The organism is Shouchella oshimensis (genome assembly GCF_004375095.1).
In the GTDB taxonomy this organism is placed as follows: domain Bacteria; phylum Bacillota; class Bacilli; order Bacillales; family Bacillaceae_D; genus Shouchella; species Shouchella oshimensis.
In genome coordinates this window covers 292,106-318,450 of the sequence record NZ_SNUX01000001.1, presented here as the reverse complement: position 1 = coordinate 318,450, position 26,345 = coordinate 292,106, and the positions used below count along the sequence as shown (strand labels likewise).

24 protein-coding genes are annotated in these 26,345 nt (G+C 40.7%); all 24 read left to right on the top strand.

The window, feature by feature from the left end; all coding sequences use genetic code 11:
* Positions 1-8: 8 nt before the first annotated feature.
* The 24 genes from E2L03_RS01610 (at position 9) to E2L03_RS01495 (ending at position 26,230) form a co-directional block, all read left to right on the top strand.
* The gene (locus tag E2L03_RS01610) at positions 9-965 is read left to right on the top strand and encodes a bifunctional riboflavin kinase/FAD synthetase (RefSeq protein WP_134258488.1); all 957 of its coding nucleotides are present in this window, start codon (positions 9-11) and stop codon (positions 963-965) included.
* A 138-nt stretch (positions 966-1,103) separates the two neighbouring features.
* Entirely contained in the window at positions 1,104-1,373 is a 270-nt protein-coding gene (rpsO, locus tag E2L03_RS01605; protein WP_035398469.1) for a 30S ribosomal protein S15, read from the top strand.
* 164 nt (positions 1,374-1,537) lie between these two features.
* A complete protein-coding gene (pnp, locus tag E2L03_RS01600) occupies positions 1,538-3,679 on the top strand; it encodes a polyribonucleotide nucleotidyltransferase (protein WP_038480648.1) in 2,142 nt (713 codons plus the stop codon).
* 109 nt (positions 3,680-3,788) lie between these two features.
* Positions 3,789-4,790: a polysaccharide deacetylase family protein gene (locus E2L03_RS01595; protein ID WP_134258487.1), complete on the top strand. Its 1,002-nt coding sequence runs from the start codon at positions 3,789-3,791 to the stop codon at positions 4,788-4,790.
* Positions 4,783-6,027 carry a M16 family metallopeptidase gene (locus E2L03_RS01590; protein WP_038480641.1) on the top strand — a complete coding sequence of 415 codons (1,245 nt, stop codon included), beginning with the start codon at positions 4,783-4,785 and terminating at the stop codon, positions 6,025-6,027. Before E2L03_RS01595 ends, E2L03_RS01590 begins: the two co-directional genes overlap by 8 nt.
* Before the next feature lie 47 nt (positions 6,028-6,074).
* Positions 6,075-6,320 (top strand): YlmC/YmxH family sporulation protein, encoded by a 246-nt coding sequence (locus tag E2L03_RS01585; RefSeq protein ID WP_035398935.1) that lies wholly within the window; start codon positions 6,075-6,077, stop codon positions 6,318-6,320.
* 162 nt (positions 6,321-6,482) lie between these two features.
* A complete protein-coding gene (gene dpaA, locus E2L03_RS01580; RefSeq protein ID WP_038480636.1) occupies positions 6,483-7,370 on the top strand; it encodes a dipicolinic acid synthetase subunit A in 888 nt (295 codons plus the stop codon).
* Between the two features lie 21 nt (positions 7,371-7,391).
* Positions 7,392-7,982 carry a dipicolinate synthase subunit B gene (gene dpaB, locus E2L03_RS01575; RefSeq protein WP_038480633.1) on the top strand — a complete coding sequence of 197 codons (591 nt, stop codon included), beginning with the start codon at positions 7,392-7,394 and terminating at the stop codon, positions 7,980-7,982.
* A 98-nt stretch (positions 7,983-8,080) separates the two neighbouring features.
* Positions 8,081-9,136, top strand: a complete 1,056-nt coding sequence (gene asd / locus E2L03_RS01570) for an aspartate-semialdehyde dehydrogenase (protein WP_134258486.1) — start codon at positions 8,081-8,083, stop codon at positions 9,134-9,136.
* A 2-nt stretch (positions 9,137-9,138) separates the two neighbouring features.
* The gene (gene dapG, locus E2L03_RS01565; RefSeq protein WP_055735323.1) at positions 9,139-10,356 is read left to right on the top strand and encodes an aspartate kinase; all 1,218 of its coding nucleotides are present in this window, start codon (positions 9,139-9,141) and stop codon (positions 10,354-10,356) included.
* A 70-nt stretch (positions 10,357-10,426) separates the two neighbouring features.
* A complete protein-coding gene (gene dapA / locus E2L03_RS01560) occupies positions 10,427-11,299 on the top strand; it encodes a 4-hydroxy-tetrahydrodipicolinate synthase (protein WP_437183217.1) in 873 nt (290 codons plus the stop codon).
* A 480-nt stretch (positions 11,300-11,779) separates the two neighbouring features.
* Positions 11,780-13,453, top strand: a complete 1,674-nt coding sequence (locus E2L03_RS01555; RefSeq protein WP_038480624.1) for a ribonuclease J — start codon at positions 11,780-11,782, stop codon at positions 13,451-13,453.
* A 358-nt stretch (positions 13,454-13,811) separates the two neighbouring features.
* Positions 13,812-14,537 carry a ClpP family protease gene (locus tag E2L03_RS01550; protein WP_038480622.1) on the top strand — a complete coding sequence of 242 codons (726 nt, stop codon included), beginning with the start codon at positions 13,812-13,814 and terminating at the stop codon, positions 14,535-14,537.
* Positions 14,534-14,755: a YlzJ-like family protein gene (locus E2L03_RS01545; protein ID WP_038480619.1), complete on the top strand. Its 222-nt coding sequence runs from the start codon at positions 14,534-14,536 to the stop codon at positions 14,753-14,755. The genes E2L03_RS01550 and E2L03_RS01545 overlap by 4 nt, the downstream gene beginning before the upstream one ends.
* Before the next feature lie 86 nt (positions 14,756-14,841).
* Positions 14,842-17,172 (top strand): FtsK/SpoIIIE family DNA translocase, encoded by a 2,331-nt coding sequence (locus E2L03_RS01540; RefSeq protein WP_134258484.1) that lies wholly within the window; start codon positions 14,842-14,844, stop codon positions 17,170-17,172.
* 32 nt (positions 17,173-17,204) lie between these two features.
* Positions 17,205-18,488: an EF-P 5-aminopentanol modification-associated protein YfmF gene (yfmF, locus tag E2L03_RS01535; protein WP_134258483.1), complete on the top strand. Its 1,284-nt coding sequence runs from the start codon at positions 17,205-17,207 to the stop codon at positions 18,486-18,488.
* Complete coding sequence (gene yfmH, locus E2L03_RS01530) at positions 18,485-19,780, top strand: EF-P 5-aminopentanol modification-associated protein YfmH (protein ID WP_134258482.1); 1,296 nt, start codon at positions 18,485-18,487, stop codon at positions 19,778-19,780. Before yfmF ends, yfmH begins: the two co-directional genes overlap by 4 nt.
* Positions 19,777-20,490, top strand: coding sequence for an elongation factor P 5-aminopentanone reductase (ymfI, locus tag E2L03_RS01525; RefSeq protein ID WP_134258481.1), 714 nt, complete (start codon positions 19,777-19,779; stop codon positions 20,488-20,490). The genes yfmH and ymfI overlap by 4 nt, the downstream gene beginning before the upstream one ends.
* Positions 20,491-20,560: 70 nt before the next feature.
* On the top strand, positions 20,561-20,809 hold the full coding sequence (locus tag E2L03_RS01520) for a DUF3243 domain-containing protein (RefSeq protein ID WP_038480605.1): 249 nt from the start codon (positions 20,561-20,563) through the stop codon (positions 20,807-20,809).
* Positions 20,810-20,967: 158 nt separating this feature from the next.
* The gene (locus E2L03_RS01515) at positions 20,968-21,735 is read left to right on the top strand and encodes a YmfK family protein (RefSeq protein ID WP_038480602.1); all 768 of its coding nucleotides are present in this window, start codon (positions 20,968-20,970) and stop codon (positions 21,733-21,735) included.
* 21 nt (positions 21,736-21,756) lie between these two features.
* Complete coding sequence (locus tag E2L03_RS01510) at positions 21,757-22,653, top strand: helix-turn-helix domain-containing protein (RefSeq protein ID WP_134258480.1); 897 nt, start codon at positions 21,757-21,759, stop codon at positions 22,651-22,653.
* 120 nt (positions 22,654-22,773) lie between these two features.
* Positions 22,774-23,352 (top strand): CDP-diacylglycerol--glycerol-3-phosphate 3-phosphatidyltransferase, encoded by a 579-nt coding sequence (pgsA, locus tag E2L03_RS01505; protein ID WP_035397270.1) that lies wholly within the window; start codon positions 22,774-22,776, stop codon positions 23,350-23,352.
* Positions 23,353-23,363: 11 nt separating this feature from the next.
* Positions 23,364-24,617 carry a competence/damage-inducible protein A gene (locus tag E2L03_RS01500; protein WP_124742198.1) on the top strand — a complete coding sequence of 418 codons (1,254 nt, stop codon included), beginning with the start codon at positions 23,364-23,366 and terminating at the stop codon, positions 24,615-24,617.
* Positions 24,614-26,230: a DEAD/DEAH box helicase gene (locus E2L03_RS01495; protein ID WP_038480597.1), complete on the top strand. Its 1,617-nt coding sequence runs from the start codon at positions 24,614-24,616 to the stop codon at positions 26,228-26,230. The genes E2L03_RS01500 and E2L03_RS01495 overlap by 4 nt, the downstream gene beginning before the upstream one ends.
* Positions 26,231-26,345 lie beyond the last annotated feature (115 nt).

Below are 26,345 nucleotides of genomic sequence, written 5' to 3'. Positions count from 1 at the left end.
CTTATGGAATGAAGCTTATAAAAATTGATTTAGATCAAATGAATAAACAAGAGTGGACGAGAGAAGCCACTCGTTCTGTTCTGGCAATAGGGTATTTTGATGGTGTTCATAAAGGGCATCAAACTGTTATAAAAAAAGCAATAAACGAAGCAAACGTACGAGGAATTGAAGCAGCAGTTATGACGTTCTTCCCTCATCCTAAAGAGGTTCTTGGAAATCCAGAAGTGCCTATGCGCTATTTAACTCCATTTGATTCAAAGATTGAGCGCTTAAAAGCTCTTGGTGTCGACAGAATTTATGCGGTTCGTTTCACGCCATCATTTTCTAAGTTAACACCGCAGCAATTTGTCGATGACTTTATTGTTTCCCTTCAGGTTGAGCATGTCGTTGCAGGGTTTGATTTTACATATGGTGTAAAAGGTGCTGGAACGATGGAGCAGCTCGGCGCCTATGCAAACGAGCGCTTCACATATAGTACAATCCAAAAAGTAACGGATGAAGACGAAAAAATTTCATCGACACGTATTCGCCAAGAATTGGAGGAAGGCAACGTTCAAAAAGCATCATTTCTCCTTGGTTATCCTTATAAAGTAAAAGGAGAGGTCATCCATGGCGATGCAAGGGGACGTTTACTTGGCTTCCCGACTGCAAACGTGAGTGCTGCTGATCGCTATCATATACCGAAAACCGGTGTATATGTTGTTGCGTTTTATGTAAAGGGGAACAAGTATAACGGTATGGCTAATGTTGGTTACAAGCCGACTTTTGTAGACAATCTACCAGAACCAAGTGTGGAAGTGAATCTTTTTCATTTTGCTGAGGATATTTATGGAGAAATAGTTGAAGTGGAGTTCCTTAAGTGGATTCGAGCAGAACAGAAGTTTAACGGTATTGATGAGATCAAAGCTCAGCTCACCCGTGACAAAGAAACGAGTTTGCGATGGCTTGAGGAGAACATCCACTAAAGCACTTGCATTTTTACGAGCAACCGTCTATAATAACTAATGTTCGCTGAAGTTTTCAGTGGACAGCCCGCTTCTTGGCAAAGCGATTCACCAACGTTTGCTCGGAAACTAGGGTTACATTACAAGGAGGTGGCTCTAATGGCTTTAACACAAGAGCGTAAAAATGAACTAATTGCAGACTTCAAAACACACGACACGGACACTGGTTCTCCAGAAGTTCAAGTGGCGATTTTAACAGAGCAAATTAATTCATTAAACGATCATTTACGTACACACAAGAAAGATCACCACTCACGTCGCGGTCTTTTGAAAATGGTTGGACAACGTCGTAATTTGTTAACGTATTTGCGTAAAAAAGATGTTACGCGTTACCGTAACTTAGTTGACAAACTTGGCTTACGTCGATAAGGTTTGTAAAAGCGGGGGATGTTCTCCCGCTTTTTTCTTCATGTGAAAAACAATGGAATCTAAAAAACATTGAAACAGCTGTAATTCGCTCTTTTAAACTTAGGCTGTTTCGGTCATAATAAAGAATGAGAATTTTTTTAGATGTACGAGAGGAGTACACATACATGGATCAAGAACGTCACGAGTTTACAATCAACTGGGCTGGACGTACGTTCAGCGTTGAAGTTGGTCAACTCGCAAAACAAGCAAATGGTGCAGTTCTTGTCCGTTATGGTGAGACTGCGGTTTTATCGACAGCAACAGCGTCGAAGGAACCTAAAGATCTACCATTCTTTCCACTAACGGTCAATTATGAAGAACGTTTATATGCAGCAGGAAAAATACCAGGAGGGTTCATTAAACGTGAAGGGCGTCCAAGTGAACAAGCGATCTTAACAAGTCGTTTAATTGATCGTCCCATTCGTCCATTATTCCCCGATGGGTTTCGAAATGAAGTACAAGTCATTAGCATCGTCATGAGTTCTGATCAAAGCGCATCGTCTGAAATGGCTGCAATGATTGGTTCATCTCTTGCTTTATCTGTTTCAGATATTCCTTTCGGTGGCCCAATTGCTGGGGTAACGGTTGGTCGTATTAATGGTGAATTTATTATGAACCCTACTCCTGCTCAATTAGCAGAGAGTGATATTGAACTAATTGTTGCTGGTACTAAAGAAGCCATTAATATGGTTGAAGCAGGTGCAAAAGAAGTACCTGAAGAAGTGATGTTGGAAGCGATTCTAGCTGGTCATGAAAATATTAAAGAAATGATTGCGTTCCAAGAAAAAATTGTGGAAGCATGTGGAAAAGAAAAAAGCGAGCTGAAATTAAAAACATTTGATGCTGAGCTAGAAAATGCCCTTAGAGAAACTGTAGAGGCGCAAATTAAAGAAGCTGTTCGTGTGGAAGAAAAGCACGCTCGTCAAGATGCGATTGACGCTGTTATTAAAGCACAAGTAGAGCGTTATGAAGAAGACGAAACAGTTGAAGTAAGTGAAGTCAAAGGCATTTTACAAATGTTTGTAAAAGAAGAAGTTCGTCGTCTTATTACTGTTGATAAGGTTCGTCCTGATGGTCGCGGTGTAGACGAAATTCGCCCACTTGATTCACAGATTCATATGCTGCCACGTACACATGGTTCAGGTTTGTTTACACGTGGACAAACTCAAGCGTTAAGCATTTGTACTTTAGGTGCATTAGGGGATGTTCAGATTTTGGACGGCCTTGGCATTGAAGAAACGAAGCGTTTTATGCACCATTATAATTTCCCGCAATTTAGCGTTGGTGAAACAGGTCCTATTCGGGCTCCTGGACGTCGTGAAATTGGACACGGTGCATTAGGTGAACGAGCGCTTGAGCAAGTGATTCCTTCAGAGCAGGAGTTTCCTTACACGATCCGTCTTGTGTCAGAAGTGCTTGAATCAAACGGTTCAACGTCGCAAGCAAGTATTTGTGCGAGTACTCTTGCGATGATGGATGCTGGCGTTCCAATTAAAGCACCAGTAGCAGGTATCGCAATGGGTCTTGTGAAGCAAGGCGACCATATGACTGTCCTAACAGATATTCAAGGGATGGAAGATGCCTTAGGCGACATGGACTTTAAAGTAGCAGGTACAGCAACTGGTATTACTGCATTACAAATGGATATCAAAATTTCTGGTATAAACCGAGAAGTACTTGAACAAGCCCTTGAGCAAGCAAAACAAGGTCGCTTGAAAATTCTTGATAATATGTTAACGGCTATTCAAGAACCACGTAAAGAACTTTCGGACTATGCACCGAAAATTTTAACATTAGCCATTAATCCTGATAAGATTCGTGATGTCATTGGGCCAAGTGGGAAAGTCATCAATAAGATTATTGAAGAAACAAATGTAAAGATTGACATCGAACAGGATGGCACGGTTTACATTTCTTCCCTTGATGCTGAAATGAATCGAAAAGCAAAACAAATTATTGAAGACCTTGTACGTGAAGTTGAAGTTGGAAAGACGTATACAGGTAAAGTAAAGCGAATTGAAAAATTCGGTGCGTTCCTTGAAATTTTCAAAGGCAAAGATGGTTTACTGCATATTTCACAAATTGCGGAAGAACGAGTAAACAAAGTTGAGGACATCTTAAAATTAGGTGATGAGCTCGACGTTCGTGTAACGGAAATTGATAATCAAGGTCGTGTTAACTTGTCTCGCAAAGTTCTTTTAAAGGAACAGCGTGAGAAAGAAGAGAAAGCTCAAGAAGAACAATCAAACGAGCAAGAACAGTCGTAATAGATGGACTAGGAAAATTCCTAGTCTTTTTTGTTTGCTCATTCTAGTTGCCCTTCTTAAAACATAGACATGCTAAGAGAAGCATTTCCATGGTTAAGGAGGGGAATAAATGAAGCACAAAGTTATTCATGTTATCCTTTGTTCTATCGTTGTTATAGTAGCTCTTGTTGCAATCCAAAATCCATTTTCAAATCAATATGTAGAAACGGTTAAATTAAACGCATCGATGATGGTTGAAGCCATTGAAGATCCACTTTACGAAGCCATTCTTGAACACGCCAATAAAGTGAATATTCCGGCGATTGATGCGAGAATGGATCGTGTTTGGAAGGCAATGCCTGGATACAATGGACTAGAGGTTGACGTTGAAAAATCCTATGATAAGATGAAAGAATCTGGCACATTTAACCAATCGATGCTGATCTTTAAAGATGCTAAGCCAGAGGTACATTTAAGTGATTTAGACCCTGCACCCATTTATCGAGGAGTGTCAGAGAAACCAATGACTGCCATGCTTATTAATGTGGCTTGGGGAAATGAGTATATACCTGATATGCTTCAAACGCTTCGTCAGCACCAAGTCTATGCCACGTTCTTTTTAGATGGTTCTTGGGTAAAGAAAAATCCCCAATTAGCTGTGATGATAAAAGAAGAGGGACACGAGATTGGGAGTCATGCTTATTCCCACCCGCAAATGAGTAAACTAAGTATAGAAAAAATAGACGAAGAGCTAGAAAAAACAACAGAAGTAATTGAAGCAACAGTAGACGAAACACCTAAGTGGTTTGCCCCGCCTAGTGGTGATTATAATCAGCTTGTTGTTGATCGTGCTCATGCTCACGGTATGCATACGATTATGTGGACAGTCGATACGATTGATTGGAAGAAACCTGAGGTTCAATCAATGGTCAATCGAGTTGTGCCAAAAATGGAAGCTGGATCAATGTTACTCATGCATCCAACAGAGTCATCATCACAAGGACTCGACGCGATGATAAAAGGGATCAAAGAGAAGAATTTACTAATAGGGACGGTTTCTGACTTGATGAGCGAAAACCGTTTACCGCGAAACATGGAAGTAGACATCAATGGGGGTTCAAGTAGTGATTAATAAAAGAGAGCTAAGTAACGGTGTACGAATTATGGCTGAAAAAAATAATACAGTTCGTTCAGTAGCAATTGGCATATGGGTGAAAACAGGTTCTCGTAATGAAGACAATGAACAGAATGGTATTTCTCATTTTATTGAGCACATGTTGTTTAAAGGAACAAAAACGAGATCCCCACAAGAGATAGCAGAAGCTTTTGACCGTATAGGCGGACAAGTAAACGCCTTTACTGCAAAAGAATATACATGTTATTACGCCAAAGTGCTAGATGAACATGCCCACATTGCTGTAGACGTATTACAAGATATGTTTTTTCACTCTGTGTTCGACGAGCAAGAAATAGAACGAGAAAAAAATGTCGTGTTAGAAGAAATACGAATGGTAGAAGATACGCCAGACGATCTTGTTCATGAGCTGTTAAGTGAAGCATCGTTTGGTCAGTCGACTTTAGCAAATCCGATTTTGGGAACAGAAGAAACCCTTGCTAGCTTTACTAGAGAGCAAATTTTATCGTATATGGACAACTACTATGTAGGTGAGCGTGTTGTGATCTCGGTAGCCGGTCATTATCAAGAAGATTTGCTAGCGCAATTAGAAGATACGTTTTCAGCTGTACCTTCTGCTAATAAGCAACATCAGACCCGGAAAGCCATGTTTCTTCCTGTACAAAAGCATTTGCAAAAAGAAACAGAGCAAGCTCACCTTTGCTTAGCCTATCCCGGTCTTGAAGTGGGCTCAGATCAAATGTTTAATTTAATTTTATTAAATAATGCTTTAGGTGGAAGTATGTCGAGTCGTTTGTTTCAAGAAATAAGGGAAGAGCGAGGATTATGTTATTCTGTGTTTTCCTATCACTCTGCCTATGAAAACATCGGCTCGGTTACTGTGTATGCAGGTACACAAATGAATCAGCTTCAAGCTTTATCTGAATCAATGAGCAACGTATTAGTGCAACTGCAAGCAGGTGGGTTAACAATAAAAGAATTAGAGAATGGAAAAGAACAGCTAAAAGGCAGTCTCATGCTAGGACTGGAAAGTACAAGTAGCCGTATGAGCCGGAATGGAAAAAACGAGTTACTCTTAAAGAAACACCAAAGTTTAGATGAACTACTAAATCGAATTAACGATATTTCTTTAGATGATGTGAACGAATTAGCTCATCAACTATTTAAAGATGCTCCTGCTTTATCCATTGTTTCACCAAGCGAAACAATGCCAGATACAATCTTTACGAGATAGTCTAGAATAGCGACAAGCCTCATACGATGAAGAAAGAGGTGAGCGTGATGCGATTAAGCGAAATTGCCAACAAAGAAATTATTGATTTTGAAAAAGGGGAACGGCTCGGCATTTTAGGTCAAACAGATGTGTTGTTAGATGAGCAATCAGGTGATATCCATGCGTTTGTTGTTCCGGTTTCCAAGTGGTATCAATTTAATCGTAAAGATAAAGAAGTGACCGTTTACTGGCAGCAAATAAAAAAGATCGGTCAAGATATGATTATTATTGATACACAATCCTTAAGAAATTAAATACTTGAGCTACGACGTTTCCTTTAAAAGCGTTGTAAGAAAGCTAGAAGTCTGTCATTCGTGACAGGCTTTTTCTGTTTGCACGGAATTGTTTTTCAAGACATATGGTAGAGAAGCACGGATAAATCGTGACGGGTAATCGAACGAGTAGGAGGGCCAATCATGCTTACAGGAATTCATGTTGTAATGATCGGTGGCGACGCAAGGCAGATTGAAATTGTTCGAAAACTATCAACATTGGATGCACGTGTTTCTCTTGTTGGATTTGAACAGATAGAAGCTGGCTTTATCGGGGTTAGTAAAGAAGAGATGGATGATATTGACTGGAAAACCGTTGAAGCGATCTTGTTACCGGTAGGAGGCATCGGTAATGATGGTTTTATTAATAGTGTATTCTCCTCCAATAAAATCAAGCTAGAGGCTAAGCATTTAAAGCAAACACCGGAGTCATGCACCATTTTTACAGGAATTACGTCTAATCGATTAGAGAAAATGGCAAGCCAAGCAAAACGAGAGATTGTGGTACTCATGAACAGAGATGATGTGGCAATCTACAATTCCATACCAACAGCAGAAGGTGCTGTTATGTTTGTTATTCAGCATACGGATTCAACCATTCATGGTGCCAATGTCGCTATATTAGGACTTGGTCGAATTGGAATGACCCTTGCTACTACATTTAAAACGTTAGGTGCAAACGTCTCTGTAGGCGATAAAGAGTCAGCATCACTTGCGAGAGCCTTTCAACTAGGTATGAAGCCGTTTCATTTAGATGACATAAAACAGGCACTAAAACAAGCAGACGTAGTCATCAATACAATTCCAGCAAAAATTGTAACCTCAAGCGTATTAACTGAAATGATGCAGCATGCGTTTCTATTAGATTTAGCGTCAAAACCAGGTGGCATTGACCATGATTATGCCCAAAAACGAGGATTGAAATCCATGATTGTTCCAGGGTTGCCAGGTATGGTAGCGCCAAAAACAGCTGGAAAAATTCTTGCCAATGTATTGAGTGATTTATTGCTTGAACAAACACGCGCCCAATAAGAAGGAAAAGGAGTTTAAAACATGTTAAAAGGTAAACATATTGGATTTGGTTTAACAGGCTCCCACTGCACATATGAAGCTGTGTATCCTCAAATTGAAAAACTCGTCCAGTTAGGAGCAAAAGTATCCCCTTTTTTAACTTATACGGTTGAGCATACGGATACAAAGTTTGGGGATAGTGAAGATTGGATGAAACGGTTAAAAAGCATTACACAAGAACCGTTCGTCAACTCTATGGTCAAGGCAGAGCCGTTCGGACCAAAAACACCGTTAGACTTAATGATTATTGCACCAATTACAGGGAATTCAATCTCTAAATTTGCAAATGCCATGACTGATTCTCCTGTTCTAATGGGGGCCAAATCAACCCTACGAAATGGTAAACCGGTCTTATTAGGGATCTCGACAAATGATGGTCTTGGTTTAAATGGAGTGAACATTATGAGGTTGATGGCAACGAAAAATATTTTCTTTATCCCTTATGGTCAGGATGACTATAAGAAAAAACCTAATTCTCTTGTTGCAGACATGAATCAGCTTGTTCCAGCGGCGGAAGCAGCGCTTTCTTACACTCAACTTCAGCCCGTTCTAACGACGGAACCACAAAAATAGGCGCAGGACAGTTGCGTCTTGCTCTTAAATCCCGTAAAGTTTAGTAGAGGACAAAGATAAAGAAGATCCACTGCTGAACTTTAGGGAGGAAGAATACCATGACGAACAAATCTTATCAATTAGCCGTTGTCGGTGCTACAGGTGCGGTTGGACAACAAATGTTAAAAACACTTGAAGAGCGTGATTTTCCAATATCCACTCTTAAACTATTATCTTCAAAACGATCAGCTGGTAAAACAATTACGTTTCGCGGTCAGCCGTATACAGTTGAGGAAGCAACACCAGCATCATTTGAAGGGATCGATATTGCACTTTTTTCTGCTGGCGGTTCTGTATCAAAAGCATTAATTCCAGAAGCCGTTAAACGCGGTGTTGTTTGTGTAGATAATACAAGTGCGTTCCGCATGGATAAAGATGTACCACTTGTGGTTCCAGAAGTGAACGAACACGATTTACAGTCGCATCAAGGGGTTATCGCCAATCCAAACTGTTCAACCATTCAAATGGTGGTTGCCCTTGAGCCTATTCGCCAAGCGTACGGCTTAAATAAGGTAGTTGTTTCAACTTACCAAGCGGTTTCAGGCGCGGGTCTTGATGCTGTAGATGAGATGGAAGCTCAAACAAAAGCGGTACTTGCTGGAGAAGAAGCGTCTGCATCGGTATTGCCCGTTTCAGGTGATAAAAATCATTATCAAATTGCCTTTAATGCCATTCCACAAATTGACTTGTTTCAAGAGAATGGATTTACCTTTGAAGAAATGAAAATGATCAATGAAACTAAGAAAATTATGCATTTGCCTTCTCTTGAAGTGGCAGCGACTTGTGTGCGATTGCCAATTGAAACAGGTCACTCAGAGTCGGTCTATTTCGAAACAGAAAAAAGTGGTGCATCTGCAGCAGAAGTAAAAGAACGGTTAAGCAATGCTCCTGGTGTCACGTTGCAAGATGATCCGACTAATCAAGTTTATCCAATGGTTACAACAGCGGTTGGTAAGCCTGATGTATTCGTTGGTCGCATTCGTAAAGATTTAGATCGTGATAACGGTTTTCATGCATGGATCGTATCTGACAATCTATTAAAAGGTGCTGCATGGAATTCTGTTCAAATTGCGGAAAGTCTTATTAAATTGAATCTGATAAAAAAGCAGGCATAAGTATGAAGAAGATCATTGTACAAAAATTTGGCGGCACATCAGTAAAATCCAAGGAATCACGAGATCTTGCGATAAAACATGTTCAAAATGCAGTAAATGATGGCTACAAAGTCGTTGTGGTCGTATCGGCAATGGGACGAAGTGGTGATCCTTATGCAACGGATACCTTGCTTTCATTAGTTCATAAAGCTCACATTTCAAAGCGTGAGCAAGACATGCTCGTATCGTGTGGTGAAACCATTTCAGCGGTTGTGTTTTCAGAGCAACTAAACGCTCACGGTGTTCAGGCAGAAGCGATGACTGGGGCAAAGGCTGGTTTTGTAACAAACGAAGAATTCCAAAATGCAAAAATAAGAGAAATGAAATGCGACCATTTGTTAAAGACATTAGAGTCGTGTGATGTTGCGGTTGTAACAGGCTTTCAAGGTCAGTCTAAGAGTGGTGAAACGACGACCCTTGGTCGTGGAGGTAGTGACACGTCTGCTACGGCAATAGGTGCTGCCATCCAAGCCGATTACGTTGATATCTTTACGGATGTTGAAGGGGTGATGACAGCTGATCCTCGTATTGTTAAAGATGCTCGAGCGCTTGAATCAATGTCTTACAATGAGATTTGTAATATGGCATATCAAGGCGCAAAAGTGATCCATCCAAGAGCAGTAGAGATAGCGATGCAGGCGAAAATTCCAATTCGTGTTCGGTCTACGTATTCTGATTCAGAAGGAACGTTAGTCAATTCAGGGGTTTTAAATCATGGAATGGATATTCATGAACGAATGATTACAGGTATCGCTCATGTGTCTAATGTAACGCAGATTAAAGTTTCGGCCAAAGAGGGACAATTTGATTTACAAGAGAATGTGTTTAAATCGATGGCGAAAGCGGGAATTAGTGTTGATTTTATAAATATAAGCCCTAGCGGCGTTATGTATACGGTCTTAGACGAAGCGGCAGACGATGCTTTACGAATCTTAACAGAGTTAGGCTACAAGCCACAGCTTCAGCGAGGGTGCGCAAAAGTATCCGCTGTTGGGGCAGGAATGACAGGTGTGCCTGGTGTTGCTGCGCGTATTGTTTCAGCTTTAAGCGGGGAAAACATTCAAATCTTACAATCCGCTGATTCGCACACAACCATTTGGGTTCTCGTTAAAAATGAAGATATGAGCAAAGCAGTGAATGCTCTTCACAAAATGTTTCAGCTTAATGAAGTCATCACGTAATTCCGTTAGCGCGTAAATGGAGGGATTGCAAGTGAAACCTACTGGGAAGTATGGACCACTCTGGACGGCGATGGTAACACCGTTTCATGAGAATGGGTCAATTGATTTTAAAGCGTGTGAATCGTTAATAGATCATTTAATAGCCACCGGTACAGATGTACTTGTGGTTGCTGGCACTACGGGTGAGTCCCCGTTTTTAACCCTTGAAGCATGCGAGCAGTTATTTCGCTTTTGTGTGAAGTATGTAAACGGTAGAGTGCCAATCGTCGCTGGTACAGGAACGAATTCGACTAAAACAACAGTTGAACGATCGCTAATGGCGGAAGAAGCAGGTGTAGATGCAATTATGCTTGTGACACCTTACTACAATAAGCCTTCACAAGACGGGTTGTATGCTCATTTTCAACATGTGGCAACGAAAACGTCGCTACCAATTATGCTTTATAATGTTCCAGGCCGCACAGGTTGTCATTTAGAAGCTGAAACAGTCATTCGATTATCGACTATTGACTCAATTGTTGCCATTAAAGAAGCGAGTGGGGATTTGGAACAAATAGCGGCGATCATTGAAGGAACGCCAGACTCATTTGCAGTATATAGCGGCGATGATGGACTAACATTACCCGTTCTAGCCATTGGTGGAGACGGCATTGTGTCTGTTGCTTCCCACGTGCTTGGACAGGAAATGAAACAAATGGTTAACGCATTTCTTACAGGACAGAAAGAAGATGCTGCAAAGGCCCATCGACAATTACTGCCAGCGATGAAAGCGATGTTCTTAGCTCCGAACCCTAGTTGTGTTAAATATGCTCTAAATCAGCTAGGTGTAAACGTTGGTGATGTACAGCTGCCGTTAATTCCACTAAATGAGCTGGAAAAGAAACAAGTGGATTATGCATTAGCATCTTTCGCAACGATGAAAAATAAAGCAGAATTGAATTAAATGTGAGGCATGTGGAGCAAATCATTTCTTGTTGCTCTGCATGTCTTTTTTTGTTTAGTAAATGGGAGAGTGTGCGCTTGTCGAAAAAAGAAACCATTTGAAAAGGATCGATAATTTTTGTCGGAGAATCGGTGTTCGAGGAAAGGCTCTTGTTTTTAACTAGAAAATTAAGGTATACTAGTTTTCAAGTGATGCGTTCGGGTAAGGTGAGAAGATCACCATCTATTCTTTTTTTCATTGTTGACGGGGACTGTACGAAAGACTGTGTGTCTATCTTTTGAAGCTTGTGTAGTATGAATATTGCCATTCATTTCAGGGACATTAGGCAAATGCTGATGAGCGGTTCAAAAGGTTTTTAGCGCTGTGCTTTCTAGATGTTTCTTTAACGGTGACCTAATAATGAACCTAGTATACGCGTGATTACGTTCTGATCAACAAATAAAATAGAGAATCTAACCAATTATTTAGGAGGATAAATCATTGTCTAAGCAAGAAATAGAAAACGGAAAAGTCCGAGTGTTTGCCCTCGGAGGTGTAGGAGAAATTGGAAAAAACATGTACGGCATTGAAGTCGATGAAGACATTATTGTTGTTGATGCTGGGTTAATGTTCCCTGACGATGACATGCTTGGTGTCGACATCGTCATTCCAGATGTTTCGTACTTAGTAGAAAACGAAGAACGAGTAAAAGGAATTATTTTAACACATGGTCATGAAGACCACATTGGTGGCTTGTCTTATGTGTTAAAGAAAATAAATGTGCCTGTCTATGGTACAAAATTAACCCTAGGTTTAGTAGAAGAAAAATTAAAAGAAGCAGGCATTTTAAAAGAAACCACCCTTCGCTTAATTGATTCTAATTCAAGAGTAAAACTAGGGAAAACACCTGTATCATTTTTCCGTACAAGCCATAGTATCCCTGATTGTGTAGGCGTATGTATTGAAACGTCTCAAGGTGCAGTGGTTCATACGGGAGACTTTAAGTTTGACCAAACACCAGTTGATGGAAAACATGCTGAAATTGGTAAAATGGCGGCAATTGGTCAAAAAGGTGTACTCTGCTTACTTTCAGACTCAACGAACGCAGAACGACCAGGAACGACGAAGTCTGAAGCAGAAGTCGGTATTGGTATTAAAGATGTATTTGCACGAACATCAGGACGTTTAATTGTTACCTCTTTCGCTTCAAATGTGCACCGCTTACAGCAAGTGATTCAAGCGACAGCTGCTGCGAACCGTAAATTGTCAATCGTTGGAAAGAGTATGGTTCGCGTCATTACCATTGCTTCTAAGTTAGGCTATTTAAAGATGCCTAAGGATCTGGTTATCGATATTGATGAAGTCAATCGCTATAAGCCAGAGCAAGTTGTCATTTTAACTACAGGTAGCCAAGGGGAGCCAATGTCTGCTTTGACACGGATGGCAAGAGGCGCGCACCGTCACATTACCATAACAGAAAATGACACGGTTATTATTGCGGCGTCTGCGATTCCAGGGAATGAAAAAAGCGTTTCTTCTGTCATTGATCAACTTCATCGGATTGGTGCTGATGTTGTTTATGGGTCGCAGGCTGTACACGCTTCAGGTCATGGTTCTCAAGAAGAACTCAAGCTAATGCTTAATTTAATGAAGCCGAAATATTTCTTGCCTATTCACGGTGAGATTCGTATGCAGCACGCTCATAGAGACCTAGGAATGAACGTTGGTATAAAGCCGGAGCGTATTTATATCGTTGAAAAAGGTGAAGTGGTCGAGTTTTCAAACAATCAAGCACGCCGCGCAGGGAAAGTTCCTTCTGGACACGTCCTTATTGATGGTCTTGGGGTTGGTGACGTTGGTAATATTGTGTTAAGAGATCGTCGTTTGCTTTCAAAAGATGGAATTCTTGTTGTTGTTGTTACATTAAACAAAAAGACAAGTACGATTGTGTCTGGTCCAAATATTATTTCTCGTGGTTTTGTATATGTACGTGAATCGGAAGCCTTGCTTGATCAGTCTAACGAGTTGGTGTCGTCGATTTTACAAAAGTGTGTGACGGAAAATGTAAGCGAGTGGTCTAGTTTAAAGAGCAACATTCGCGAAGGGCTAAGCCGATTCTTGTTTGAAAAAACAAAGCGTCGTCCAATGATTTTACCAATTATTATGGAAGTGTAATAAAAGGAAGAGGCTGGGACAAAAAGTAGATAGACAGACCAAAATGACGAACATTCCTGAAAATAGGAACGTTCGTCGTTTGTTTTATATGGAAATTAGCGGAAGGAGAATACGAAGACTCCTGGGGGATCAGCACGTGTCTGAAGACTCTGAAGTGGCGGTTTTCCACGGAGGAGGCTAAGGCCGTGTCCCCGGAAAGCGAAGGATTCTCCTGTAGCGGTGCTACTCACATATTTAAAACTATTCGTCTTTTCAAATACGACTTTTCGTTATGTCCCAGCCTCTTTTTCGGTTGTCTGTCACATATTCCATTAAAAGCAGACCATACTACTCTTAAGACTAAAAGGAGTGTGGAACCATGTCAGACGAACAGCAACCAGCACCAGATACGGCAAAACCAAAAGAGGAAAAAGGTTCGTTGGTGGAGAAAATACAAGCGTTAGGTCAGACTAGTGTACCAGATATGGGACCGACAAATATTCATTGCATGACGGTCGTTGGTCAAATTGAAGGTCATATGCAGCTACCACCACAAAATAAAACGACAAAGTATGAACATATGATTCCTCAATTAGTAGCTGTTGAACAAAACCCGAAAATTGAAGGGTTGCTCATTATTTTAAATACGGTTGGTGGTGACGTAGAGGCAGGGCTTGCCCTTTCTGAGATGATTGCATCTCTTTCAAAGCCAACAGTCACGCTTGTTTTAGGTGGTGGTCATTCAATAGGTGTGCCAATTGCAACAGCTGCTAACTATTCGTATATTGCTGAAACAGCGACAATGACGATCCATCCAGTTCGCTTAACTGGTCTTGTAATAGGTGTTCCGCAAACATTTGAATATTTAGATAAGATGCAAGACCGTGTAATTAATTTTGTGACAAACCATTCTTCCATAACGGAGGAAAAATTTAAAGAGTTAATGTTCTCCAAAGGAAATTTAACGAGAGATATTGGGACGAATGTCATTGGAACTGATGCAGTCGAATATGGATTAATTAATGAAGTTGGTGGGATTGGGCAAGCAATTAAGAAGTTAAATGAGCTCATCGATAAACAAAAATCTTCGGAGGTTGTGCAATGATTTTATATACGACCGTCCCTTTAGAACAACTGTACCCAACAGATCAAAGTGATTATGAGAAACAAATAACCATACCGTGTGAAGCAGGCTCGTTAATGGTGGAGCAACAAGGAGATGGTGACTATCGGATCATTCGTTTGCTCTCGAGCGATCCCCATGCTTACTTAAATCCCGCCTATGAGCCTGGTACAATTTTATCCAGTACGTTACGCTATTAAAATACAGATATGTTATACTGGTAAGGATGAAACAAGCAGTCTAACTTATAGACTGCTTGTTCGAGTATGACGTAGAAGGTGACAGGATGGCAAAACGAAAGAAACGAAAAAAAACACAATGGAAGTCTCAATTAACGTTTGAACTAATTGGGTTAGGTCTGCTCGTCATCGCACTTGTAACACTCGCTCGTTTAGGAAGTGTAGGAGAAGCATTTGTACGATTGTTTCGCCTGTTTCTTGGTGAGTGGTTTATTTTACTGGCTTTAGGTTTTTTTATTACAGCCCTTTACATTATGATTAAGAGGAAAAGGCCAACCATTTGGAATCGTCAATTGAGTGGCATGTATACAGTTGTACTAGCACTCGCTATTATTGCGCATGTTAGTTTATTTCGACAGCTTACTATTGAAGGCACACTTGAAAATGGCTCAGTCATTCAAAGCACGTGGGCATTGTTTTGGCAAGAGCTAACAACCGGACAAACAGAAGATTTAGGTGGCGGTATGCTAGGAGCGATTGGCTATGCAGTAAGCCACTTTTTGTTTGATAATGCTGGAACTTATCTGTTATGTCTTATGCTTATTGTCGTCGGGGCCATTTTAATCTCTGGGCGTTCATTAAGCGATATGCTAGGTAAATGGTATCGACGAAGCTATTTATTCGTAACAGATTTTGTGAAATCAACTTGGTCTGACTTTACTCAGTGGCGAAATGAAGCGAAAGAAAAGATGGATGACGAAAGACGTAGTAAACAAGCGCGAACAAAGAAAAAAGAAGAGATTGGACCTGAGGAAGAAACACGAGAAAAAGATCGTTGGGACAGTAAGCAAGAGCCTGAAATTGTTGATTTCTCACAAAGAGAGCAGACTAAAGAAGAGACAATAGTTGATCAACGTCAACAGCCTGCTCAAGAAGTCTCAAACGATAATGAAAAAGACGCTAAAGAAGTGGAGTTAATTCCAACAGAACTGGTAAATGAAGAGACAAATGAGTCTTATTTATTACCGGATCTTGATCTATTACATACGCCAATTAAGCCTGATCAGCTTACAGAAAAGCAACAATTAACGTCGAATGCACGGAAGCTTGAAAAAACGTTAGAAAGTTTCGGAGTGAACGTTCGAGTGACAAAAGTACACTTAGGGCCAGCTGTTACGAAATACGAAGTGAATCCAAGCGTTGGTGTAAAAGTAAGTAAAATTGTTAATTTAGCAGATGATTTAGCATTAGCATTAGCAGCGAAAGATATTCGTATTGAAGCCCCAATTCCAGGGAAATCTGCTGTTGGAATTGAAGTGCCAAATCAAGAAGTAGCCATTGTATCACTGAAAGAAGTATTAAGTGGATCAACTGATCGTCAACATGAAGTTCTTTCTGTTGGCTTAGGTCGAGATATTTCTGGTGAACCGGTTTTGGCACCGTTAAATAAGATGCCGCACCTTCTTGTTGCAGGTGCAACTGGAAGTGGAAAAAGTGTATGCATTAACGGCATTATTACTAGTATATTAATGAAGGCGAAACCTCACGAAGTCAAGATGATGATGATCGACCCTAAAATGGTTGAACTGAATGTATACAATGGCATTCCTCATTTGTTAACACCCGTTGTTACTGAACCAAAAAAGGCATCTCAAGCACTAAAAAAAGTCGTTGCAGAAATGGAGCGACGATATGATTTGTTTTCACATTCAGGAACGCGTAATATGGAAGGCTATAATGACTACATTAAGCGTCAAAATGAACTACAGGATGCGAAGCAACCGACGTTGCCGTATATTGTCGTCATTGTTGATGAACTTGCCGACCTCATGATGGTTGCGTCTGGAGACGTTGAAGACTCAATAGCAAGACTTGCTCAGATGGCTAGGGCAGCAGGTATTCACATGATTATTGCGACGCAACGCCCGTCTGTTGATGTCATTACAGGGGTCATAAAAGCAAATATTCCTTCAAGAATTGCTTTCGGCGTTTCATCTCAAACCGATTCTCGAACGATTTTAGATGGTGGAGGAGCAGAAAAACTTCTTGGACGAGGGGATATGTTGTACTTGCCGATGGGAGCAACTAAGCCAACAAGAATACAAGGAGCGTTTCTTTCTGATGAAGAAGTAGAGAAAATTGTTTCCTATGTTGTCTCTCAACAAAAAGCCCAGTATGTAGAAGAAATGGAGCCGACAGTCGTCGAATCGAAAGAAAAGGCACCAGAGGATGATCTTTACAATGATGCAGTAGATCTTGTGATAGAAGTCGGTACAGCATCGGTGTCCATGCTACAGCGTCGTTTCCGTATTGGGTACACGAGGGCTGCTCGAATAGTTGATGAAATGGAAGCAAGAGGCGTTGTTGGTCCCTATGAAGGTAGTAAGCCGCGTGAAGTGCTTATAGGGAATAGATCTGATGAAGAGGCGACATCCTAAAAGTAGAACGATTGACGGAAGGAAGATGAAAATTGACGGATTTACAAGTGAAGTCGACGGAACAGAATGGGTTACATCTCCATTTAGGTGCCACCGATAAGTTTAAAACGATCAGCATTATGTTAATGGTGAATGCACCACTTCGAGAGGATACCGTAACAGCAAGAGCGTTAATCCCTCATGTTCTTCAAGGTGGGACAACGGATTATCCAAATCGTAAGCAATTAAAACAAAAGCTAGAAGAAATGTATGGTGCTACGTTAACAGCAGATGTGCAAAAAAAAGGCGATGCTCAAGTGATTACATTTCGGATGGATGTTGCCTCAGAGCAGTACCTCAAAGATTCCGTTTCGTTAGTGGAAGAGGCTTTAACACTTTTACACCAACTCCTTTACCAGCCTGTTCTGGAGAATGGGGTGTTCGTTTCCGAAACAGTGGAACAAGAAAAACGTTCGTTAAAGCAGCGAATTGCTTCTATTTATGATGACAAGATGCGCTATGCCAATGTCCGTATTACAGAAGAAATGTTCCAACAGGAAGCCTATCGATTGCCTCCATATGGAAGAGAAAAAGATTTGGATCAAATACATTCGCAAACCTTGTATGAGGCTTATCAGTCAATGCTTAAACAAGATCGATTTGACTTGTATGTTATCGGTTCATTTCAAGAAGAAGATGTTAAACAAATTGTAAGCCGAGTGTTTACTGAACAGCACCAAACTGGAAAAACAATTGAGCCTACAAAAGCGAATAAAAGGATTGAACAGATTCACATTGTTCATGATGAACAGCAAGTGAAGCAAGGGAAGCTTCATTTAGGTTATAGAACCCATTCTACTTTTTCAGATGATGACTATGAAGCAGCTCGAGTTGGAAATGCATTATTTGGAGGATTTCCTTCTTCGAAATTGTTTATAAATGTACGTGAAAAAGAAAGTTTGGCCTATTATGCAGCTTCGCAAATTGAGAGCCATAAAGGGGTTTTAATGGTCATGTCAGGTATTGAATTTGACAAATATGACCGTGCTGTTGAAATCATTCAGGAACAAGAAAAAGCTATGAAAAACGGTGAATTCTCAGAAGCCGAAGTAGAGCAAGCAAAAGGCATGCTTTTAAATCAAGCGTTAGAAGCGTTGGATGCGCCGAGAGGAATTGCAGAGTTATCCTACCATGAAATTGTAGCAAATCATCGTAAGTCCATTCAAGAGCGAATAGAGAAGATAAAAACCGTTACGAAAGAGGATGTCGTTCGAGCTGTTTCCAAATGGGAGCTCGATACGATTTACTTTTTAACAGGACAGGGGGGGAAAGTATGAAGCCGATTGAATACAAACAGTTGGAGGAAACCTTATACCATGAACAATTAGACAACGGATTAGATGTGTATATCTTGCCGAAAAAAGGGTTCCACAAGACGTTTGCAACGTTCACGACAAAGTACGGCTCCATTGACAATCATTTTAAGCCAATTGGAGAAGACAAGCAGGTTCGCGTCCCTGATGGTATTGCCCACTTTCTTGAGCATAAAATGTTTGAAAGCGAAGAAGGAGATGTCTTTCATACGTTTGGCAAACAAGGAGCTTCTGCCAATGCTTTTACGAGCTTTACTCGTACCGCTTACTTGTTTTCAAGTACAAACAATGTAAAGGATAATTTAACAACGTTAATGGATTTTGTACAACATCCTTACTTTACAGATCAAACTGTGGAAAAAGAAAAAGGCATTATTGAACAAGAAATTACGATGTATGATGACAATCCTGACTGGCGTGCTTATTTCGGAACCATCGAGAACATGTATAAACATCACCCTGTTAAAATCGACATTGCGGGTACTGTTCCTTCCATTAATAAAATTACAAAAGAAGATTTATATACGTGCTACCATACTTTTTACCATCCGAATAATATGTTATTGTTCATTGTTGGTTCCGTGGAGCCGGAAGAGATCATGGCACTTATCCGTGAAAACCAAGCACGTAAATCGTTTCCAGAACCAGAAAGCATTGAACGTACGTTTCCAGACGAGCCGATGGAAGTGGATAAGCGGACAAATATTATCCATATGCCTGTGCAAACGCCCAAAGTGTTCATTGGCTATAAAGAAGCGAATGCTAGCCGTCAAGGGCAAGATTTGCTTCGCTACGAACTGTCACTCAATGTACTCTTAGACTTAATGTTCGGACCAAGTTCAGAAGCATATGAGAATATGTACAAATTGGGCGTTGCAGATGACTCGTTTTCGTTTGATTTTACTGCTGAAAAAGGGTTCGGTTTCTCAATAATTGGTGGTGAAAGTCAGCAACCGGAGCAACTTATTACAAAAGTAGAACAGACGATTGCAGCTTTTAAAGCAGGTTCCCTGAACGAAGAGGATACAGCTCGTGTGATAAAAAAGAAAATTGGTGGATTTCTTAAGGCGTTAAACTCGCCAGAATACATTGCGAATGAGTTTACTCGCTACCGTTTTAACGATATGGATTTGTTCGCCGTATTGCCAACTTTAGAAGAGCTTACAGTGAACGACCTTGAAACAGTCTTACATGCACATTTTACTGATCAAGCAAAAACAACGCTTATTGTTAAGGACGACGAATCCCGGTCATGACAAATGTCTTAGTAACTGGGGCGACAGGGGCAATTGGGCAAGCCGTCTGTCGCTCTTTTCAATTAGAGGCAAGCAACATCTACGTTCATTATTTTCGTAACGAACAGAAAGCAAAGGACTTGTGTATGTCCTTGAAATGTGATGCCATTCCAGTCTATGCTGATTTGAAGAAAAACGACGGTGTTTCCACACTTATGGACCAGCTTCCAAATATTCCGGATATTGTGGTATACTGCGCTGGCACATCCGAGCCGCAGCTCATTCAGGATGTTAGTGCTTCACAATTAGAAGAAACCATAGCATTGCATTTAACAAGTGTAATGAAACTGACACAAGCGGTGCTGCCACAAATGATACACCATCAAAAAGGGGTTATTACACTCATCACCTCCATTTGGGGGCTGGAGGGCGCCAGTATGGAAAGCGTTTATGCAGCTGCAAAAAGTGGTGTTCATGGCTTTATGAAGAGCATCGCTAAGGAAGTGGGCCGCAGTAAGGTGCGTATGAACGCGGTGGCTCCGGGAGCTATTAACAGTGAAATGTTATCCATTTATAGCGAACAAGAACGAGCCGAATTGGCTGATGATATTCCAGCTGGTCGACTAGGACGTCCAGAAGAGGTTGCAGACGCGGTTTGGTTTCTTAGCCAGGAGCGGTCATCGTATATTAATGGACAAATACTTTCAGTGAATGGTGCGTGGCATTGTTAGCATGTATATTTCCGTTTGACGAAGGCATACTAGGTGTGAATCTTTTTTAAAACTTAGAGGAGGGATTCACATGTCTGTATTAGATAGCTGGGATCATTGGAAAGAATTTTTAGGTGATCGACTTGATCAAGCACAACACGAAGGAATGAACGAAAATATCGTGAGTGACGTTGCTTACCAAGTTGGTGAGTATTTAGCTGAACAAGTAGAACCTAAAAACGAGCAAGAGCGCGTTCTTGCTGAACTTTGGAAAGTGGCTGATGAAAAAGAACAACATGCTATTGCAAATATGATGGTGAAATTAGTCGGTCATAAATAGGATAAACTGCTTGTTCGTATACACGAACAAGCGGTTTTTCTTTTTGTAGTTTTGTGGTTTCTAAAGGAAAATGCTTTTCTTTTAAAAGTGAATCCTATATCATAGAGCCAAGAAGATTAGCTTTATTTGTCAATTTATTAGAGAAAGGGAGTGGCACGGTGAAAGAATGGTATTTTGAGTACCAGCTACACGAAAACCGGCCAGGGATACTTGGAGATATATCTTCTCTTCTTGGTATGCTTTCTATAAACATTGTGACGATTAATGGGATTGACGATACGCGTCGAGGCATGTTACTTCGAAGTACGGACGATGACAATGTCAAGCGATTTAAAGCAATCTTACATACCATTGGCAGTGTGACTGTAACAAAATTTCGTGAACCAAGGGTACGAGACCGGTTAGCAATTCGACATGGTCGCTACATTGAGCGAAATGTAACAGAAAAAAAGACGTTTCGATTCATTCGCCGTGAATTAGGCTTACTCGTTGATTTTATGGCGGAAATGATGAAAAGAGATGAACACTATTTAATTGGTATTCGCGGTATGCCCCGAGTAGGAAAGACGGAGTCCGTTGTAGCAGCAAGCGTTTGTGCGAATAAACGATGGTCATTTATCTCTTCCACATTGCTTAGGCAAACTGTCCGCAGCCAGCTCGCTGAAGATGAAATGGATGGAGATAACATTTTTATTATTGATGGCATTGTTTCAACTATGCGGGCAACAGAAAAACATCGTATACTAGTTGATGATATTATGCGTCTACCAGCTGTAAAAGTTGTAGAGCATCCGGATATTTTTATTCGAGAGACAGAGTATGAGTTAGAAGACTTTGACTGTATTATTGAACTACGTAACGATGATAATGAAGAGATTACGTACGATGTGGTTGAATCGGGTTTTTCTTCATTCGATATTAGCTAACGTTACTAGGTAGGTGTAAAGATGTCAGAACTAGGGAATTATTTAAAAGAAAATCGTGAAGAAAAACAACTTTCACTCGATGATCTTCAGCAACGAACAAAGATTCAAAAGCGCTATTTAGTAGCAATTGAAGAAGGGAATTTTGATACGCTTCCAGGTATTTTTTATGCAAGAGCATTTGTGAAGACGTATGCGGAAGCAGTCGGCTTAAATGCAGAGGGAGTATTAACAACGTATAAGAATGAACTTCCCAGCCCACAAAGCGAAAACGTTGATTTGCCCTCTCGAGCGGAGCGAGTAAAGCCACCAAAACAAAAAGCACCAGCTAAAAGCGGAAATCGATCCATTGGAACGATTCTTATTCCAATCTTACTTGTTATCGTTATTGCGCTAATTCTTTATTTTGTTTGGAGTGCAGGAGATAGTCCGAATACAGATAATACAGCGGAAGAACCGCAAGAAGGCTCTTCTTATGATGGGCCAACTGCTGACGATGATGAAGACGATGGTGATGAAGAAGAACCAACAGGTGAAGATGAGTCTCAAGATGAAGAAGCGAATAATGAAACGGAAGATAATGAGGCTGAATCAGAACTCGTTTTAGAGAATGAAGAAGCGACGACAAAAACGTATACCTTAACGAATGCGGATTCTTTTGATTCGCTATTAATTGAAATGAACAATGAAGGTACGTATGTTGAATTGCGTGAAAATGAAGGCTCAGGCACGATCGAACAAAATTACCCACCGTTCAATGAAGACTTTGAACCCGACGTCTCCGATTTAGAATCGCTTTACGTTCGAATTGGCTTCGGTGCGGAAGTGGATACGTTTACTGTGAATGGATTCGAAATTGATCTTTTAGATACATCAAGCGTCCAAGTGATTGAAGTGTTGCTTGAATCTGAAAATGAATAAAGGTGATTTCCGTCTAAAGGCGGAAATCATTTTTTTTGAGTTCGTTCTTTTTCAGTACAGACGTGACTGTGGTACAATAAAAAAGGATTCGCTTATCGTAGTTGGAAAGAAGGGAAGAAATTGAATTTACCTAACAAAATAACAATCGCACGGATTTGCTTAATTCCCCTATTCATGCTGTTCTTGCTTGTTGATCTACCTTTTGGTGAGCTCGAAATGTTCAATGATACCATTGCTGTGTCGCTACTAATTGCAGCGCTTATATTTGTTATTGCCGCTGGAACGGATTGGCTAGATGGGTATTACGCCCGTAAATTAAATCTTATAACGAGCTTTGGAAAGTTTATTGATCCACTGGCAGATAAATTGCTTGTAACGGCAGCTTTAATTGGGTTAGTGGAAATTCAACTTATTCCAGCTTGGATTGCCATTGTTATTATTAGTAGAGAATTTATTGTGACGGGCATTCGGTTGGTGGCAGCGGCTGAGGGTGATGTCATCGCGGCGAGTAATTTAGGGAAATGGAAGACATTAACGCAAATGGTTGCCATTATCGCGACACTCCTACATAACATTCCTTTCTCGGCGATTTCGTTTCCTTTCGCTGATTTAATGCTCTATGTTGCAGCCATCTTGACAATCTGGTCTGGCGTTGATTATTTTGTTAAAAACAAACATATTATTCTAAAGTCAGTATAGGGGTTGGTCCTATGAATGCGGAAATCATTGCAGTTGGTTCAGAGTTGTTGCTTGGCCAAATTGCCAACACAAACGGCCAATACATTTCAAAGCAACTTGCAAGTGTTGGTGTTGACGTTTATTCACATACAGTGGTTGGTGATAATGAAGACCGGCTATTTAAAACGATCAGTGAGGGATTTGCTCGTGCAGATTTGCTTATTTTAACAGGCGGGTTAGGCCCGACTAAAGATGATTTAACAAAAGATACGGTGGCAAAGTTTTGTGAGCGAAAGCTTGTGTATGACCGAGAGGCCCTTGATCATATTGAAGCATACTTTAAACGACACAATCGGACGATGACGCCAAATAATAAAAAGCAAGCATATGTTATAGAAGGTGCTCATGTTCTGGCCAATCGCCACGGAATGGCACCTGGAATGGTTGTTCAGCTAGCTAACGAAAAGCGAATTGTTCTATTGCCTGGGCCGCCAAGTGAAATGAAGCCTATGTTTGAAAAAGAGCTTTTACCTTTTTTGTTAGGAGCAAACGATCAAGCGTCAATTACGTCGCGGGTACTTCATTTTTTCGGTATTGGTGAATCCCAACTTGAAACCGATCTGGAGGATATTATTGAAAACCAACAAAACCCGACAATTGCACCGCTTGCAAGTGACGGTGAAGTGAAGTTAAGGCTGACGGTGAAACATACAGATAAAAATGAAATTAAGCGATTGCTTGATGAAACAGAGTCAGTCATTATGGATCGTGTAGGGGATTATCTTTACGGCTATGATGAAACAACGCTTGTTAAAGAAGTGTCTCGCTACTTAGATGAGCAAGGGCTTACTGTTGCCTGTGCAGAAAGCTTTACAGGTGGATTATTTGCCAGTGAACTCGTATCTTTGCCAGGTGCATCATCGATCTTGACAGGGAGTATTACAGCTTATACAGAGGAAGCTAAGACTGCTTTGCTCGGTGTATCTCAAAAAACCCTCCAAGATCATGGGGTAGTAAGTGAAGCATGTGCAGCTGAAATGGCTCAAGGAATTCAAGAAAGGTTACAAACCGATGTAGCCATCTCGTTTACCGGGGTAGCAGGACCTGAAAAGCAAGGAGATTTAGAGCCAGGTACGGTTGTCATTGGCATTGCCTTTCCACAACAACCTGTACGAACCATTCCACTCTCATTATCTGGTGGGAGAAATGCTGTACGAATGCGTGCGGTTAAATACGGATTTTTCTATTTGTTGGACGAATTAAAAAGGAGAAATGGTAGTAAATGACATTTTTTTCAGACTTCGAGATTTCAGACCAAGTAAAACAAGCAATTAAGGAGATGGGATTTGAAGAACCTTCTCCGATTCAGGAAAAAGCCATCCCGGCTATTCTTACTGGAGGCGACGTTATTGGCCAGGCTCAAACAGGAACTGGGAAAACAGCGGCTTTTGGTATTCCTGTTGTGGATAAAGTAACAAGTGATCGGGCCATTCAAGCGCTTATTTTAACGCCGACGCGTGAGCTTGCTATTCAAGTGGCAGGCGAACTACAAAAATTGTCTATGCACAAAGCAATTCGCACGCTACCGATATATGGTGGGCAGTCAATTGGTCATCAAATTAAAGCACTAAAACAAGGTGTTCAAATTGTTATCGGAACACCAGGTCGAATGCTTGACCACTTGCGTCGGGGGACTCTAAAGCTTCAATCTGTTCATACAGTTGTACTTGATGAAGCCGATGAAATGCTTGATATGGGTTTTGTTGAAGATATTGAAGCAATTTTAAAAGAAGTGAATGATGTAAGACAAACGCTTCTATTTTCAGCGACAATGCCACCAGCCATCCGTAAGTTGTCACGAAATTATATGAACAACCCTTCGACTGTAACGATTAATAAAGGAGAAGTAACGGCTCCTTCAATCAATCAAGTGTATTATAAAGTACTAGAACGTAACAAAATCGACTCCCTATGTCGGATCATTGATAGCGATGATGTTGATCTTGGCATTTTATTCTGCCGTACGAAAAAAGGAGTTGCTGAATTAACAGAAGCCCTACAGGCAAGAGGATATTTAGCAGACGGTTTACATGGAGATCTTACACAGTCTCAGCGTGATGTCGTGATGAAAAAATTCCGTGATTCTTCCATTGAATTTTTAATTGCAACAGATGTAGCAGCTCGTGGAATCGATGTTGAAAACGTAAGTCACGTTATTAACTTCGATATTCCACAAGATCCAGAGAGTTATGTTCACCGCATTGGTCGAACAGGTCGTGCAGGTCGCACAGGTGCCGCAATTACGCTTGTTACGCCTAGGGAAATGAAGCACTTGCGTTCAATCGAAAAAGAAATTAAAATGTACATCCCATCTCAAGAAGTACCAACAATTGAAGATGTAGTCGAAAAACAACAAACGTCATGGAAGAATTTGATTAAAGAAACGATTGAAACTGGTGGAAAAGAGATGGAATTATTCCGTCCACTGGCTGATCAAATGCTAGAAGAGGAAGTCGATGCAAAAGAAATCATTTCTGCATTATTGAAACTGAAGTTCTCAACTGAAACAGCAAGTGAGGATGCAGGCTATAGCTTTGGTGAAACAGGTGGAGCAAAAGGAATGGTTCGTTTCTTTATTAATGTTGGTCGCAACGTTAATTTAACGCCGAAGATTCTAGGTGATGAAATTAGTCGCTTAATTGGTATTCCAGTGAAAACAATTGGCCGAATTGATATTTTTGATAATTTCTCGTTTGTCGATGTACCGGAAGAGAGCGCCCCATTTGCATATGAAGGGTTGCGCTATTCGAGAATTAATGGTGCTAGAGTAAACTTAGAGCCGGCAAAGCCACGTCCTAAGCGCGAGCGTCGTCCTCATGCTGCAGGTCGCCGCTCTTAAAAAGAAGATCGGGTTATGCCCCGATCTTTTTCTATTGAAAAAAACCGAATAAATGTTCGTAAAACCTATTGGCAAACGATCAAAAAAGAGGTATGATAGAACAAGAACGATAGCT

Bases quoted from the DNA above. Each gene is read 5' to 3' on its own strand.
- E2L03_RS01540 (WP_134258484.1), top strand. From the start codon at position 14,842: ATGGCAAAACGAAAGAAACGAAAAAAAACACAATGGAAGTCTCAATTA.
- pnp (WP_038480648.1), top strand. From the start codon at position 1,538: ATGGATCAAGAACGTCACGAGTTTACAATCAACTGGGCTGGACGTACG.
- dpaB (WP_038480633.1), top strand. From the start codon at position 7,392: ATGTTAAAAGGTAAACATATTGGATTTGGTTTAACAGGCTCCCACTGC.
- E2L03_RS01595 (WP_134258487.1), top strand. From the start codon at position 3,789: ATGAAGCACAAAGTTATTCATGTTATCCTTTGTTCTATCGTTGTTATA.
- E2L03_RS01545 (WP_038480619.1), top strand. From the start codon at position 14,534: ATGATTTTATATACGACCGTCCCTTTAGAACAACTGTACCCAACAGAT.
- dapG (WP_055735323.1), top strand. From the start codon at position 9,139: ATGAAGAAGATCATTGTACAAAAATTTGGCGGCACATCAGTAAAATCC.
- E2L03_RS01550 (WP_038480622.1), top strand. From the start codon at position 13,812: ATGTCAGACGAACAGCAACCAGCACCAGATACGGCAAAACCAAAAGAG.
- dapA (WP_437183217.1), top strand. From the start codon at position 10,427: ATGGTAACACCGTTTCATGAGAATGGGTCAATTGATTTTAAAGCGTGT.
- E2L03_RS01510 (WP_134258480.1), top strand. From the start codon at position 21,757: ATGTCAGAACTAGGGAATTATTTAAAAGAAAATCGTGAAGAAAAACAA.
- dpaA (WP_038480636.1), top strand. From the start codon at position 6,483: ATGCTTACAGGAATTCATGTTGTAATGATCGGTGGCGACGCAAGGCAG.
- asd (WP_134258486.1), top strand. From the start codon at position 8,081: ATGACGAACAAATCTTATCAATTAGCCGTTGTCGGTGCTACAGGTGCG.
- E2L03_RS01520 (WP_038480605.1), top strand. From the start codon at position 20,561: ATGTCTGTATTAGATAGCTGGGATCATTGGAAAGAATTTTTAGGTGAT.
- E2L03_RS01585 (WP_035398935.1), top strand. From the start codon at position 6,075: ATGCGATTAAGCGAAATTGCCAACAAAGAAATTATTGATTTTGAAAAA.
- E2L03_RS01500 (WP_124742198.1), top strand. From the start codon at position 23,364: ATGAATGCGGAAATCATTGCAGTTGGTTCAGAGTTGTTGCTTGGCCAA.
- ymfI (WP_134258481.1), top strand. From the start codon at position 19,777: ATGACAAATGTCTTAGTAACTGGGGCGACAGGGGCAATTGGGCAAGCC.
- E2L03_RS01495 (WP_038480597.1), top strand. From the start codon at position 24,614: ATGACATTTTTTTCAGACTTCGAGATTTCAGACCAAGTAAAACAAGCA.
- yfmH (WP_134258482.1), top strand. From the start codon at position 18,485: ATGAAGCCGATTGAATACAAACAGTTGGAGGAAACCTTATACCATGAA.
- E2L03_RS01610 (WP_134258488.1), top strand. From the start codon at position 9: ATGAAGCTTATAAAAATTGATTTAGATCAAATGAATAAACAAGAGTGG.
- rpsO (WP_035398469.1), top strand. From the start codon at position 1,104: ATGGCTTTAACACAAGAGCGTAAAAATGAACTAATTGCAGACTTCAAA.